Here is a 14,220-nt window from a genome sequence, read left to right on the forward strand (position 1 = left end):
ACCATGAACGACGAGGTTGACAAGATAGAGCGGACCGGCGGCTGTCTTTGCGGGTCTGTGAGGTATGTTGTTACCGGCGCGCCGTTGCGCGTTGGCTTGTGTCATTGCCAGGATTGCAAGCGAACCAGCGGCAGCACCTACAGTGCCTTTGCCGTGTGGCCGCGGTCGGCTTACCAGTGCAAGGGCGAGCTTGCAGCGTTCAACGGCAGAGGTTTTTGTCCGGCATGCGGGTCGCGCGTGGTGAATCTCCGCGACGACGAAGCCGAGATCATGACCGGCACTCTCGATGATGCGCCAAACGACCTTCTCCCGACATACGAGCTTTGGACCCCCCGGCGCGAAGCCTGGCTCCACAACCTGCCTTGGGCTGACCAATTCGCGGGCGATCGCACCGAAGAAGGCCAAAATTGGCGCGAAGCCCGACGAGTATGACCATGCTCGAATGGCCCTCCACCCCGTGAACCGTGAAAGTCAGCTTGATGCGCGATGAATCACTCAAGTTCTTGAAGGAAATTGTGGCGACCCCGTCGCCGAGCGGGTTTGAGCAACCCGTAGCGGAGCTTTTCCGCGAGTATGTTCGTCCGTATGCCCACAGGTTGACGACGGACGTCATGGGCAATGTCACAGCGATCATCAATCCTGAGGCGTCTATGCGCTTCATGTATGCCGGGCACATGGATGAGGTCGGCTTCATCGTCCATTACATCGACGATGACGGCTTTCTTTTCTTCAGCACCATAGGTGGAACGGACGTTGCCACTGAAATCGGCCAGCGTGTCTGGGTGCACGGCAAGGAGCCGATCCTGGGCGTCGTGGGTCGCAAAGCAATCCAGACCTTCAAAGCCTCTGACACGTCTCAGACTCCCTCGCTGATGGAACTGTGGATCGATATCGGCGCGAGTTCGCGAGAGGAAGCGTTGAAGGTCGTAGAGGTCGGCAGCGCGGTCACTATCCACGGCGAGTTTGCGGCGCTACAGGCCAACCTTGCTGTCGGACGAGCGTTCGACAACAAGGTTGGCCTCCTCATCGGCGCCGAGGTCCTGCGCTGCCTCTCCGAGGAGGGAGGCGTTCACCCCGGCGTGGGCCTCTATATCCTGGGTACGGTTCAAGAGGAAATTGGGTCCCGAGGCGCGATGACCTCAGCGTTCAACATCGCACCTCGAACCGGCCTCGCAATCGATATGGGCGTGGCGATGGACTATCCGCGCGCTCGCGCCGAGGATCAGGGCAAACTGGACCTTGGGAAAGGGCCGGCAATCACTCAAGGCGCGAACACCAACCCGGTGGTGTTCAATCTGCTGAAGTCGGTGGCCGAGAAAGAGGGCCTACCTTATCAGCTTCAGGCGGTGGGCAGCTCAAGCCCTACCGACGCGCGTGTCATGCAGCAGAACCGAGGCGGCGTGGCAAGTGGAGTGCTCTCCGTGCCTTTGCGTTACATGCATACCCCGTCCGAAGTTGTTTGCCTGGATGATGTGCAAACGACGATTGACCTTGTTTGTGCATATTGCCGGCAATTGACGCCGGAGATCGACTTCACGCCAAGATGATCGCGGCGGGATTGATTGTGGAAGTCCTAGCTCCAACAGTCGCTGATCTGGTGCCTGTCGGCCACCGCCTGGTGCGTCGGTCACCGCGCACCTGAGAAAACCCAACTGCAGTCCACTGGGGAGCGCGCCTCAGGTCACCCCCACCGCTTCCACCAAACGCCTGAGGAAGTCCGTCAGACCGGCTTCAGGATCATCACCTGCGCCAACGAGCACCGAAATACCCCAGCGCCCAAGCACGGCCTCCTCCACAGGGTTGCGGCTGGGCATGAAGATGAACGAAGGGGGACGATCTTTCTCATATCCAGACCGGTGCCAGGTCTGCCAAAGCCGGTGCAACAGAAGCCGGATGTTTGGATCGGAGAGGCTATAGCCAATGAACAGGATCGTGCTGCCGAGAGCATCGGAGCGAAAGCGGACATCAAGGGGAGAATTGAAGGACAGGCGGTCAAGATAGTCGGTTTCGGTGAGGACAAGGGAAGAGTCCTCGTCAAAGTCGCCGTGAAATTTCACGATGTGCGTTACGCCTCGACGGGCCTGCGCAACGTGCCGTGCGTTGGCCACTTTCACGTACTCTCGACCGTGGATTTCAAAAGCGAGTTCCAGGTTCCGGTCATAGTTCGTCGTATAGATGACGGGAAAATCGAGCGTCACGATGAGTCGGTGCAATTCCGATTTCTCGATCCGTTCCTTGGCGACAGACCAGTTTCTGTCCATCCAACTGCGAAGTGGTCCGATACTGCCATGCTTGATCCGATAGTATTCGGCCAAGGTCTGAAAACGATCGCGTCGCGTGGAAAATTCATCGTCGACGCCGAGCTCCTTTGCCATTCGCTCGATGAGTTTCTCCCAAGACGGAAGTCCGACGCTGATCGATACCCCCGCCCCCACAAACAAAATTGCGCTGCGATGACGAATTGCATTGGCGAGCGAATCTATAGGATCATCATCGTTCATGGATAGGTCCTCCGAAGCCACTCGCGTGGGCCGGACCTAAAGGTGCGTGCCCCGTGCGCGAATCTTGGACTTGGTCCCGCAATTCGAGCCAGCACGGCGCACTGCGGGAGCATCGTGCCCCGCCGTCATCGACTAAATCGGATCGACCGTGCACCAGCCAGCCCAGAGGGGGCGGCCCTTGCAGTCCTGCCGAGCCGCTTGCCACCCGAACCGAGGTAGCGGCCGCGAGGACACTGGCTGTGAACTGGAACCGGCGGTGTTGCGGTTTACTGGCCACGTTGATTCAGTTCTGCGCCAGCCATATTGCGCAAAACTCTATCGAGTTTCGCATTCACCAAGAGGTTGCGCCGCTTCGCGCCGATAAAGATGGCGAGAGAGTAAATCATTGTAAGAACAGAGATCATCGTCATTCCGGCCTAAACATCAGCGGCCGGAGATGTTCCATGCGCCCGGAAATATTCCAGTGCAGGTGTTTTTAAATCGCCGAAGCTACGCGCTCAATGCGCGGTTGGTTTCGTGTCCAGGGCGGACGAATTAGCGCAAGGCGGTATTCATCCTCCTACATCGGCGGCGGACTGAAGCGAAATGCTGGTTGTGTCCCCCAGAATTGCAATGAAACGCCGATGCTTTGCATGCGGCCCGGAACAAATGCTCGCTTGCACAGTTCGAGCCATGCAGCGGTCGACCCCCGCGCTGCAAGATCGGTAGCCCGATCGCCCGCGCCGGCCCCTCCCACGGCGCGGGCTTTCGTTTGAATTCACGCTGTCGGGGTTGGAGTCGCTCCGCCGTTGTCGCGAGCCGGCTGATATACGCGCTGTCTGGGGCTCGCGCGGTGTCGGCGACATCGGCATTCGCGCAGTCCGGCAGGTCAGCCCATGCACGGGAACAACGCGGCACTGTGATGGTTTGGTGGCCTCGGAAGGTGGCAGAGAACGATGGGCAAAAAGCCCAAACAGCACGCAAAATCCACGGCGGATCGCGAAAAGGCGATCGAGGCGCTCTACTTCGCGCGCAAGTGCGGCCTTACGAAGGAAGAGGCACTCAAGATGCTCAGGGAAGCCCCGATCGGGATCGATGATGAAGCCGAAGAGCGCTCCGGCAGTTAGAGGCGACCGCCAATCGCGCATCGCAGCCGGCCGCGGCGCATGATCTTCTTCACTTCCGATACGCATTTCAACGATCCGCGCATTCTGCGCCTCGACCGGCGTCCCTTCGCCTCGTTGGTCGAGCATGACCAGGCGCTGGTTGCGTTTTGGAACGAAACGGTTGGCCCGAACGACGAGGTCTGGCACCTCGGCGATTTCGCCAAGGGTCCAGCCGAGACCGTCTCTTCACTGCTGTCGTCTCTTAACGGGTCCAAGCACCTGATTATTGGCAACAATGACACCGCCGCCACCATTGGCGACCCGGCCTGGGCGAGCGTGCACCACTACATGGAGCTTCTTGTCGAGGGCCGCTTGCTGGTTCTGTGTCACTATCCTTTTCGCACCTGGAACCAGATCGGCAAGAGATCGGTAAACCTGCACGGTCATTCGCACGGTCGTCTGAAGCCGATGACGCGCCAGCATGATGTCGGCGTCGACGCCTGGGGGTTTCGTCCGGTAACCTTTGCTGCCATTCAGGCCAGTCGCCGGCGGGGTTAGCCCGGCAGAACGCCGGGCGAGCGAAGGTCTCAGCTTTGCGGGATTCGAGCCGACGAGAGGCCGTCTGTAATCCTGCCGGGCCTGCCACAACGCGACAATCCTGGTTGGGCGACTTCAAATAGGAGAACTGCTTCATATATGCGGTTTTCGCGGTACGCGGACCGCGCCACACCATCAGCTTGAGTGTGGCGAAGTCTTACGGAAGCCCCACCGGCCGTCGCAGCGCGAGATCGAACGCATCGCCTGAGCTCAGCACGTGAACCCTCAGATCATGAATCGAAAGGGCGGCATCAGGCTCACCTTCCGCGATGTTGGAATGGGTCACGCCGGCTGCATCGACCAGATAGACAGCGCCGCTGCCGATGACCTTGAACATCTCGCCCTTCACCACGATCGCCGTGTCTTCATCGATGCCGATGCCGAGGACGCGCGGGTTCTGCGACACCGCCCCGATGAGCCGCCCAATGCGGCCCCGTTCCGCAAAGTGCTGGTCGATGATGACATTCGGCAGCAGGCCCAGTCCCGGCGCCATCCGAATGTGGCCGATCCGAAAGGACGCTGCGTTCGGCCCCTTCACCATCATCGTGTCGCTCATGACCGACGCGCCCGCGGAGGTGCCGGCAATGACGCCTCCGGCTTCATAGATTTCGTGCACCCGCTCGTCGATGGGCGTGTCGCCGATCTGGCTGGTGATCCGGAGCTGGTCGCCGCCGGAGAAGAACACCGCACTCACGTCTGCGAGCGCACTTATTTTCTTTTCATGAGCTGCCTCGAGGCGGTCGTTGACGTAGAGCTCGATGACATCCTTGATGCCCAGCTCACCGAAGGACCTCTGATACTTCTCGAGATAGCCATCCGGCTCATGAGACGCGATGGTGGCAAGCACCAGGCGGCCATTCGGAACCAGGCTCGCTACCTCCTTCAAGATGACACGATCGCCATCATGGTCCTCGTGGCCGCCGATGATGACGAGCGTTCCGGCTTTACCGTTCGAGGATCGTTTTTTCTTCTTGTCGGTCATTTGTCCACGTCTTTCTTGCGCAGGAAAACGTGTGGGTGGTTGTCCTCGCTGGTCATGAATGCGACTGCGAACTCCCTGCTGTTATGCGCCCATCCAGACACGCCGGTCGCGGTAAGCACGATGGCTCCGGCTTCGCCGCCGATCGCCTCGACTTCCTTGAGCGCGGGATTCAGCACCTGCTCCAGGCCGCCTTCAGCCTGCCCCGAGGACAATGCCTGCCGCGCCGAGAGTGCCTGCATGACTCGGGCCGCGAGAGCCTTTCGCGCAATATGCTCACCGTCTCCCGAGAAGGCGACGGCTCCCAATTGGTTGTCGGCATAGTAGCCGCAACCGGGTTGCGGAGAATCCCCCACACGACCCGGAGCACTGCCGTCCAGTCCGCCGGTCGAAGTGCCCACGGCGATGTCCCCGTATTGATCCAGGGCAACCACACCGATCGTATCCTTCGCCTCAGACTTGCTGGAGGCGTCGCGCTGCTGCGGCGTGATCAAATCCGCCGGATCGCAAAGCTCCAGCTGCTTGTCGGCGGCGAAACGCCGGGCCCCCTCCGACGCCAGCAGGATCGGCTCCTCATGCAGCATGGCCTTCGCGACACTGATTGGATGGCGCACGCCCTTGATCACTGCGACGGCACCTACATTGAAGTCCCTGCCCTCCATCAGGCCAGCGCACATCTCGACCTCGCCGTCCGAATTGAGGGCACTTCCATATCCCGCATTGAACGTCGGGTCCGCCTCGAGGACGCGACCGGCAGCTTCCACGGCATCGACCGCCGTTCCGCCGCCGGCCAGGATGGCCCGACCTGCCTCGAGCGCCTCGATGCATCCGTTGCGATGCGCCTCCTCCTCTTGCGGATCGATCTCCTTGGCGCCGCCGTGCAGGATCAGCGACCACATCAGCCAGCCCTCAGATGGCGAATATGGGTCTGATCGGGCCCTCCCCTCGAAGGCGTCGCGCCTCCGAAGCCGGTTACCTGCCGCCACACGGCTTCAACGTCGTCGACGGTGAGCACGACAAGGTCGTTCTCCCGAGCAAGCCGGAGACACACGTCGACGGCCTCCTTCTCGGGACAGACGGCGTGTATGCGGCCTGGGGCGCAGCCGGCGTTCAAGGCACCTTCCCGCAGCAAGCCGGCGATCGCTCCGGGGGCTCGGCCGCGCAGCTCCTGCTCATCCTCCTTGAAGACGATGACGTCGAATATCCGCGAAGCGATCGCGCCCATCTCGCGGATGTCGCAATCGCGGCGGTCGCCCGGTATGGCGACCAGGCCGATCGTGCGCTGATAGCCGCGCCTCATGTGGGAAACGAGCTTTCCGAGCGCCTTCAGCCCTTCCGGATTGTGCGCATAGTCGACGATCGTGCGGAAACCATGCCCGTCGAAGACGTTGAGGCGACCGGGAGATTGCTCGAACGAGGTGCCAAACTCGGCCAGCGCCGCCCGGATCGTTGCCGCCGGAACGTCGTGGCAATGCGCCATGGCGACGGCTGCCAGGCTGTTGGCAACGTTGAATTCGGCCGAACCCTCGAAGGTCGCGGGAATTTCGTCGACGCTCATCAAGAACATCGATTCCCCATCCTCGTGGATGAAAATGTCCCATCCGTCGCTGCTGGGCTCCCGCATCACGGCGCGGCCGCCTTCCGCCAGGTGGCTGCGCAAGAAATCGGGCCACTCGCTCCTGCTCGCCAGCGAGAAGTAGCAGATCCTGCCGCCGGCATCTCGCGACATTGCGGACGTGTGGACGTCGTCGGCATTAAGAATGCTCCATCCGCCGCGGCGGACGGACTCGACCACGACAGATTTCACCTCCGCCAGGTCCTCGATCGTGTCGATGCCCCTCAGCCCGAGATGATCGCCGTGGACGTTCAGCACCGCGCCAACATCGCATGCATCGAAGGCAAGCCCTTCGCGCAGGATGCCGCCGCGTGCACATTCCAGCACCGCGACATCGACACCCGGCTCGCGCAGCACGATCCTGGCGCTCTGCGGGCCTGAGCAATCGCCTGTGATGATTCGTTCGCCGTTCAGGTACACGCCGGTGGTCGAGGTGAGCCCGACGGTTGCGCCATTCGCCTGCAGGATGTGCGCCAGCATTCTGGCAGTGGTCGACTTGCCGTTGGTCCCGGTGATCGCGAAGATCGGAATCCGGCCGTCCTTGCCGCCTTTGAAGAGAAGATCGAGCACGGGCCGTGCGACGTTGCGGGCGCGCCCCGACGAGGGTTCGAGATGCATGCGAAAGCCGGGACCGGCATTCACCTCTATGATGCCGCCGCCGGTTTCGCTGACCGGCCGTGAGATGTCGGGACAGACGAAGTCGATCCCGGCAATGTCGAGACCGACGATCTGTGCCGCCCGCCTGGCGATCAGCGCGTTTTCGGGATGGATTTCTTCCGTTCGGTCGATCGCGGTCCCACCGGTGGAGAGATTGGCGGTGGGCCGCAAGAGCACCATTTGACCCGGCGCTGGAACGCTCGCCAGGGTGAGCTGCGATTTTGACAGGAAATGCTCGACACATTCGTCGATCTCGATGCGGGTCAATACCGAGGAATGGCCCTCTCCCCTTCGTGGGTCGCGGTTCGTCTCCTCGACGAGCTCGGCGACAGAACTCCGGCCATCGCCGACCACATGGGCCGGAACCCTCTCGGCAAGCGCCACCACCTTTCCGCCGATTACCAGGATCCTGTGATCCGAGCCGACGAAATGCTGCTCGACGATAACGCTGCGGCTGTGTTCTCGCGCCTGTTCGAAACCCCAGCGGACGTCGTCTTCTGTTGCCAGACCGATGTTGACGCCGCTTCCATGATTGCCATCGAGTGGTTTGGTGACCACGGGGTAGCCCAGCCGTGCGGCTGCCGCGACCGCGTCCTGCGCCGATCGCACCAGTTCCCCGCGTGGCACCGGCAGGCCGGCCTGTTGCAGCAGGAATTTGGTCAGGTCCTTATCCGAGGCGATCTCGGTCGCAATCTCGGAAGTGAGGTCACTGCAACTGGCGCGGATGCGCTTCTGATGCTTTCCGTGACCAAACAGCACGAGGCTGCTGTCGTCGATCCGCGCCGCCGGAATGCCTCGCCTATCGGCCTCGCGCACCAAGGAAGCAGTCGTAGGCCCCAAGGCACGCTCGGCGGCCAGAAGCTTGAGCTGCTGCAGCCTGGCTGCGAACTCGAATGGCCCCTGCGTTTCCGCAATGTCGCCGAGCCCCTCGACACCATGCAGATTGGCCGGCAGCAGGCTGTCCACCAGTTCGAGCGCGACGCGCCCGGCGAGCAGCCCGACAAGCTCGTCCTTGTAGGCGAACATGACGTTATAAGTGCCCGGACTGCCTTTGACCGACCGTGTCTTTCCTCGTGTCACCCGGTGACCAAGCATGCTCTGCAGTTCCAGGGCGACATGCTCGACGACGTGGCCGAGCCAGGTTCCTTCCTGCATGCGGCGGACGAAGCCGCCGGCGGCGCCATAGCTGCAGCCATGGCCCGCAAGGCCGGGCAACAGTCGGACGATTTGTTCGGAAAACCCGGGCAGTTTGTCTGTCGGGAACGCCTCAAGGGCTCCGAGGTCGATCCGAATCTGGACCATTGGCGTCATACTATAGAGGTGCGGCCCGCGAAACACGCGGGCGTCCACGACGCGGATTGGGCGAAAACGCGAGGCGCCCCGATGAATTTCTTTGTCCGACATAGTCCGTTTCTCCTGACTAACTCCGCAACATCCGGAGGATCGGTTAGTTCCCGGCCTTTCAGCCCAAATATTTTTGCAGGAGAGAGAAACAAAAGTGGCCGTTAACATATGTTGGCGCAAGAACACCCTCTGGTCATCTCGGCCACGTGCGGTCGCTGTTCTGAGGGCTACTTATCTCTCGGGACGAGGCGGGCCAGGCATTCGCTCCTCTTCACAAGCATTCGCCGGGCACACCGCGGCTGTTGAGCTAGTGCCCGGCTTTGCTCATGGCGACCCATTGTGCGGGTGCAGCACTGAGGCATTAATCTTCAGCACGCCTTCGGCACCCGGGAACATTTCCAGACGCGTCAGGTTTGGAACCATCCTTGCACCGGAACTACAGCCATGCAGAGTCGAAAATCGGTGAAGGCCGCGCTTGTCAAGGAGATCGACGCGGTCCGCCTTCGTATCTCGCTGCTTGAAAGCGAGTTATGCAGAGATGGCAGACCCAGGCAAATTGGATGGCGTTCAGGATACGAACTGAACGCCCACAAAGCCCGCCTTGCTCGACTGGAGACCGTGCTTGCCCACTATCCGTCGGCACCGACGGCCCGGGCATCGAAACAGCAACAGCTTGAGTTGCGCGCAAGGCAACCAAGTAATTTTGGGGAAACGCCATGGCTGACAGACCCTCAATCAGAACTCCGCTAGCTCGAGTGCGGGGCCTTGGATCGGCGAAACACGGAACCGAAACGTTCATGCTGGAGCGGCTGACATCTGCTGCCCTGTTGATCCTTGTCATTTACATCGTCGCGGTCATTATAATGCTGGTCGGTGAGCCTCGAGACGCCGTCCTCAGCGTCGTAGGATCGATCTATGTCGCGCCAGCCCTTATTGGCTTCATTCTCGTAAGCTGCGTTCACATGCGGCTTGGAATGCAATCGATCATCGAAGATTACTGCCATGCCACCGTGCTCAAATCGCTTCTTCTGATCGCCAATTGGTTATTCTGCTGGGCAGTCGCGCTCGCAAGCTTGTTCGCTGTGCTGTTAATCAGCTTCAGATAAGCGATCCGGTTCTCAGTTGCAGCCAACGTCTGCCACCGGCAGGCTGAAGTTCGCCTCAGCGGCGAACCAGGCTGGCTTGCGCAACGGAGTTCGACAACCCGGCCTCATCTGATTTGCGGCAGCCTGTCCCATTGATGGAAAGGGGGTGGAGAGGTCAGCTCCCACTCCAATGTGGTAGCTCCTGGCCCCCATGGGTTCATGCCGGCGGCTCTTTGCCGGTAGAAAGCTTCCAAGATGCCGAAGAGGAAAATCACGACACTGGCGGCCGACAGGTACGATCCATACGAGGACACCATGTTCCAGCCGGCGAATGCGTCGGGATAGTCGACATAGCGACGCGGCATGCCAGCCAATCCAAGGAAGTGATGGGGGAAGAAGACGAGGTTCACGCCGACGAAGGTCGTCCAGAAATGGATCCCAGCCAGAAGCGGATTGTAGAGATATCCCGTCATTTTCGGAAACCAGTAATACCAGCCCGCGAAGATGCCGAAGATCGCTCCCAGTGAAAGTATGTAGTGGAAATGCGCGACGACGAAGTATGTGTCGTGCAGTTCACGGTCGAGGCCGGCATTTGCGAGTTGAACGCCCGTCACCCCGCCTACGGTGAACAGGAATATGAAGCCGAGGGCCCAGAGCATCGGCGTCCGCAGGCTGACCGAACCGCCCCACATGGTTGCAATCCAGGAGAACACTTTTATCCCGGTCGGCACTGCGATCACCATCGTGGCGAAGGTGAAGTAGCGCTGCGTGTCGAGGCCTATCCCGCTGGTGTACATATGGTGGGCCCAGACGACGAAGCCGATCACCCCGATCGCCACGATTGCGTAGACCATCCCGAGATACCCGAAGATCGGCTTTCGCGAGAAGGTCGAGATCACCTGGCTGACGATGCCGAACGCCGGCAGGATCATGATGTAGACTTCCGGGTGGCCGAAGAACCAGAAGAGATGCTGGTACAGCAGCGGGTCGCCTCCGCCGTCCGGCGCGAAGAACGTGGTTCCGAAATTGCGATCGGTCAGGAGCATGGTGATGGCGCCGGCCAGCACCGGCAGAGCCAGCAGCAGCAGGAAGGCGGTGATGAGGATCGACCACACAAACAGGGGCATCTTGTGCAGGGTCATCCCCGGCGCGCGCATGTTGAAGATGGTGGTAATGAAATTGATGGCACCCAGGATCGAGGAGGCGCCCGCGATGTGCAGAGACAGGATGACCAGATCCACGGCAAGACCGGGGTGGCCGGAGGTCGACAGGGGCGGGTACAGGAACCAGCCGGTCCCAGGGCCATAGCCGCCGGGGACGCTGGGCATGAAGATCGACAACAAAAGCAACATCAATGCCGGCGGCAGCAGCCAGAACGAGATGTTGTTCATGCGCGGGAAGGCCATGTCGGGGGCGCCGATCATGATCGGAACCATCCAGTTGGCGAAGCCGCCGATCAGGGCGGGCATCACAGTGTAGAAGATCATGATCAGCGCGTGGGCCGTGGTGAAGACGTTGTAAAGCTGCTTGCCGGCGTCGATCGCCGCGTCGCCCTGGTAACCGTAGATCATCGACGCCAGTCCGGGGAAAAACTGGATCCCGGGTTGCTGCAGCTCGATTCGCATGCTCACCGACAAGAGCATGCCGATCACCCCCGCGATGAAAGCGAAGACCAGATAGAGTGTGCCGATGTCCTTGTGGTTGGTCGAAAACAGCCATCGGGTGATGCCGGTCGGCTGGTGGCTGTCGAGACCGTCCGGATCTGCCGCCGTATATTCGTTCATGACCTTCTCCGCTTGAGCCGTCCGTCGCCAGCATCGAACCGTGCTGGAACTTGATTGTTCCCTCCACCGAACCGACAGCCAGGAACATTCCACGGAAGCCGCTGTTAGGTTCCGCGCGGCCGACCCTGCGCGGCTGAGGATCGACGTCCATGCTGGCGATAATTGCTGCGACCCTGGTTCTGACGACGGTGGTTGGTGGGCTGATATCCGCCTTCTGGCTCGAGGCGCGTCATGGTCTCCATGACCCCACGCCGCCGGACATGTCGGTGCCCAGGCAACTGAACGCCCCGGCCTGGAGCCGGTGGTCCTGACATGGACGCGATCACCGCAACACTCGACCCGAGGACGCGAGCCGGCTGGCTGCTGCTCGGCTTCGCGCTCGGCGGTTTCTTCGACGGCATCGTCCTGCATCAGATCCTGCAATGGCATCATCTTCTCTCGGGCGTCGCCGATCCGGCGGGTTCCGACCTGCGCTTCCAGATCATGGCCGACGGCCTCTTCCATCTTTTCATGTATGTGCTCGCCGTCGCCGGCACGGTGCTGCTGGTGGCCGCGAGGGCGGCCGGCGCGCGGCCCGGGACCACCACGGAGATCCTGCGGCTCGCCTTCGCAGGGTTCGGCGTCTGGCATGTCGTCGATGCTGTCGTGTTTCACTGGCTGCTGGGTCTGCACCGGATCAAGATGAATAGCGACTTGCCGCTCGCCTGGGATATCGCGTGGCTGGTCATCTTCGGCATCGTGCCGCTTGTGTTGGTGCTGGTGCTGCCCAACCGCGGCGGACCGGCACGCGGTGCTTCGGCAGCGCTGACCAGCATCGTCCTGCTCGCGGGATTGGCAGCCGGCGCCGGCCCGTTCTTCAACGGTGCCGCCAATTCCATCATCGTCTTTCGGGCCGGGATGGAACCGGCGGCGATGATGCGGGCCGTTGAAGTCGCCGACGCCCATCTCAAATGGGTCGACGCCAGCGGCACCATCTGGGCGGTCGACCGCGTCTCATGGCGCGGGTTGGTATCCCTTCACGCGCGCGGCGCCCTTGTGGTCAGCACGACGCCTGTCATTGCCGGATGCCTTGCCTGGACCGATGCCGCCGGAGTGAGCAGTAGCTCCAGCCAGCAGCGAGGCACTCCTGCCAGGCTATGACTTCCGGACAGGAATAGGGGAGTATCAAGCATGCAGTTCGCCACCGAGAGCAGCCACGGCCGGAGCCTGACACCGCGCATCGTCGTGGTCGGCGGAGGCTTTGCCGGTCTGGAGGTTGCCAAGGCGCTTGGCAAGGCGGAAATCGGGGTGACGATCATCGACCGCCACAATCACCACCTGTTCCAGCCCTTGCTCTATCAGGTTGCAACCGCCGCCTTGTCGGCGCCTGATATCGCCGAGCCCATCCGCAAGATCCTGGGCCGCTATCCCTCGGTTCAGGTCCTCTTCGGCGATGTCACCGAGATCGGCACCGAGGCCAGGATACTGGTGCTGGCCGATGGGACCACGGTCCCCTACGACATCCTGGTCTTGGCCACCGGTTCGCAGCCATTCTATTTCGGCCAGGAGAGCTGGGCTCGGGTTTGTCCCGGTTTGAAGACCATCGAGGACGCGCGCACGATCCGGTCACGGCTGCTGCTATCGTTCGAGCACGCGGAACGGACCACCGATCCAGTCGAGCAATCCCGGCTGATGACGATCGCCATTATCGGCGGCGGCCCGACCGGTGTCGAACTGGCGGGCTCGATCGCCGAACTCAGCCGGCACACACTGGCGCGCGACTTCCGCAACATCCGGCCCGAGAAGACAAGGATCATACTGGTAGAAGCCGGCGAGCGTCTGCTCGCCGGATTCGCCCCGGAGCTTTCCAGATATGCACGTCTGCGCCTTGAAAGCCTGGGCGTCGAGGTCGCGCTCGGCAACCGGGTCGAGGCGATCGAAGCGCATCAGATCACCGTCGGCGGCCAGGTGATCCCGGTGGCCTTGACGCTCTGGGCCGCCGGGGTGGCGGCTTCTCCGCTGGTCGCCCAGCTTGGTGTCGGGCTCGACCGCGGCGGTCGGGTGAAGGTCGAATCCGACCTGCAGGTCGTCGGCCATCCCGATGTCTTCGCGCTTGGCGACGTCGCACTGGTCCTCGATGGGAACGGCCAGCCATTGCCAGGTCTTGCCCAGGTCGCCAAGCAGCAGGGCGAGCACCTCGGCATGGCACTGGCACGCCGGATAGATACTGGCGACACGCTGCCGGCTTTTGCCTTCAGCAATCGAGGCAACACGGCCATTGTCGGCCGCCACGCTGCCGTGTTCGAATCGGGCAGGCTGAAACTGAAAGGCTGGATCGCCTGGTCTGCCTGGGCGCTCATCCATGTTTATCTGCTCGTCGGTTTTCAGCACCGCGTCCAGGTCTCGATCCAGTGGCTCTGGCGCTACCTGACCTATGAGCGTGGCGCCCGGCTTATCGCCGAGGAACGAGTCGAACCGGGTTCAACATCGTCGCCGGGAGCGGCCCCGAGAGAGCCGCTGCCACCCAAGGCAGACCCTGCCCCGGCATTGCCCGCCCGCACTGACTAGATTGCCGGGTGCTCAGTTCGGAGATA

General features: G+C 61.6%; 12 protein-coding genes. 7 read left to right on the forward strand and 5 right to left on the reverse strand.

Going from position 1 to position 14,220, the window contains the following annotated elements:
- Positions 1 to 3: 3 nt before the first annotated feature.
- Both NKI31_RS26310 and NKI31_RS26315 read left to right on the forward strand, forming a co-directional pair.
- Complete coding sequence (locus NKI31_RS26310) at positions 4 to 432, forward strand: GFA family protein (protein ID WP_050587750.1); 429 nt, start codon at positions 4 to 6, stop codon at positions 430 to 432.
- 47 nt (positions 433 to 479) lie between these two features.
- Positions 480 to 1,547 (forward strand): M42 family metallopeptidase, encoded by a 1,068-nt coding sequence (locus tag NKI31_RS26315; protein ID WP_023696168.1) that lies wholly within the window; start codon positions 480 to 482, stop codon positions 1,545 to 1,547.
- A 129-nt stretch (positions 1,548 to 1,676) separates the two neighbouring features.
- Here NKI31_RS26315 and NKI31_RS26320 read toward each other — a convergent pair whose 3' ends face one another.
- Positions 1,677 to 2,501, reverse strand: a complete 825-nt coding sequence (locus NKI31_RS26320; protein WP_023696169.1) for an SIR2 family NAD-dependent protein deacylase — start codon at positions 2,499 to 2,501, stop codon at positions 1,677 to 1,679.
- Between the two features lie 935 nt (positions 2,502 to 3,436).
- Between NKI31_RS26320 and NKI31_RS26325 the strand changes: the two genes are divergently transcribed.
- Complete coding sequence (locus NKI31_RS26325) at positions 3,437 to 3,607, forward strand: hypothetical protein (RefSeq protein WP_023672674.1); 171 nt, start codon at positions 3,437 to 3,439, stop codon at positions 3,605 to 3,607.
- A gap of 39 nt (positions 3,608 to 3,646) precedes the next feature.
- On the forward strand, positions 3,647 to 4,144 hold the full coding sequence (locus NKI31_RS26330; protein WP_352652922.1) for a metallophosphoesterase: 498 nt from the start codon (positions 3,647 to 3,649) through the stop codon (positions 4,142 to 4,144).
- A gap of 196 nt (positions 4,145 to 4,340) precedes the next feature.
- On the opposite strand, the gene NKI31_RS26335 is transcribed toward NKI31_RS26330, so the two are convergent.
- The 3 genes from NKI31_RS26335 to cphA are packed head-to-tail and all read right to left on the reverse strand — an operon-like array spanning position 4,341 to position 8,838.
- Positions 4,341 to 5,165: a cyanophycinase gene (locus tag NKI31_RS26335; protein WP_023710470.1), complete on the reverse strand. Its 825-nt coding sequence runs from the start codon at positions 5,163 to 5,165 to the stop codon at positions 4,341 to 4,343.
- The gene (locus NKI31_RS26340; protein ID WP_352652923.1) at positions 5,162 to 6,061 is read right to left on the reverse strand and encodes an isoaspartyl peptidase/L-asparaginase family protein; all 900 of its coding nucleotides are present in this window, start codon (positions 6,059 to 6,061) and stop codon (positions 5,162 to 5,164) included. Before NKI31_RS26340 ends, NKI31_RS26335 begins: the two co-directional genes overlap by 4 nt.
- Complete coding sequence (gene cphA / locus NKI31_RS26345; RefSeq protein ID WP_352652924.1) at positions 6,061 to 8,838, reverse strand: cyanophycin synthetase; 2,778 nt, start codon at positions 8,836 to 8,838, stop codon at positions 6,061 to 6,063. Before cphA ends, NKI31_RS26340 begins: the two co-directional genes overlap by 1 nt.
- 656 nt (positions 8,839 to 9,494) lie before the next feature.
- On the opposite strand from cphA, the gene sdhD reads away from it, so the two are divergent.
- Positions 9,495 to 9,884, forward strand: a complete 390-nt coding sequence (gene sdhD / locus NKI31_RS26350; RefSeq protein ID WP_352652926.1) for a succinate dehydrogenase, hydrophobic membrane anchor protein — start codon at positions 9,495 to 9,497, stop codon at positions 9,882 to 9,884.
- A 104-nt stretch (positions 9,885 to 9,988) separates the two neighbouring features.
- On the opposite strand, the gene ctaD is transcribed toward sdhD, so the two are convergent.
- Positions 9,989 to 11,647, reverse strand: coding sequence for a cytochrome c oxidase subunit I (ctaD, locus tag NKI31_RS26355; protein ID WP_352652927.1), 1,659 nt, complete (start codon positions 11,645 to 11,647; stop codon positions 9,989 to 9,991).
- A gap of 312 nt (positions 11,648 to 11,959) precedes the next feature.
- On the opposite strand from ctaD, the gene NKI31_RS26360 reads away from it, so the two are divergent.
- Positions 11,960 to 12,787 carry a DUF2243 domain-containing protein gene (locus NKI31_RS26360; protein ID WP_352652929.1) on the forward strand — a complete coding sequence of 276 codons (828 nt, stop codon included), beginning with the start codon at positions 11,960 to 11,962 and terminating at the stop codon, positions 12,785 to 12,787.
- Between the two features lie 30 nt (positions 12,788 to 12,817).
- Positions 12,818 to 14,194: an NAD(P)/FAD-dependent oxidoreductase gene (locus NKI31_RS26365; RefSeq protein ID WP_023682452.1), complete on the forward strand. Its 1,377-nt coding sequence runs from the start codon at positions 12,818 to 12,820 to the stop codon at positions 14,192 to 14,194.
- Positions 14,195 to 14,220: the final 26 nt, after the last annotated feature.

The sequence above is a fragment of the Mesorhizobium sp. M0659 genome (assembly GCF_040320605.1).
In the GTDB taxonomy this organism is placed as follows: Bacteria; Pseudomonadota; Alphaproteobacteria; order Rhizobiales; family Rhizobiaceae; genus Mesorhizobium.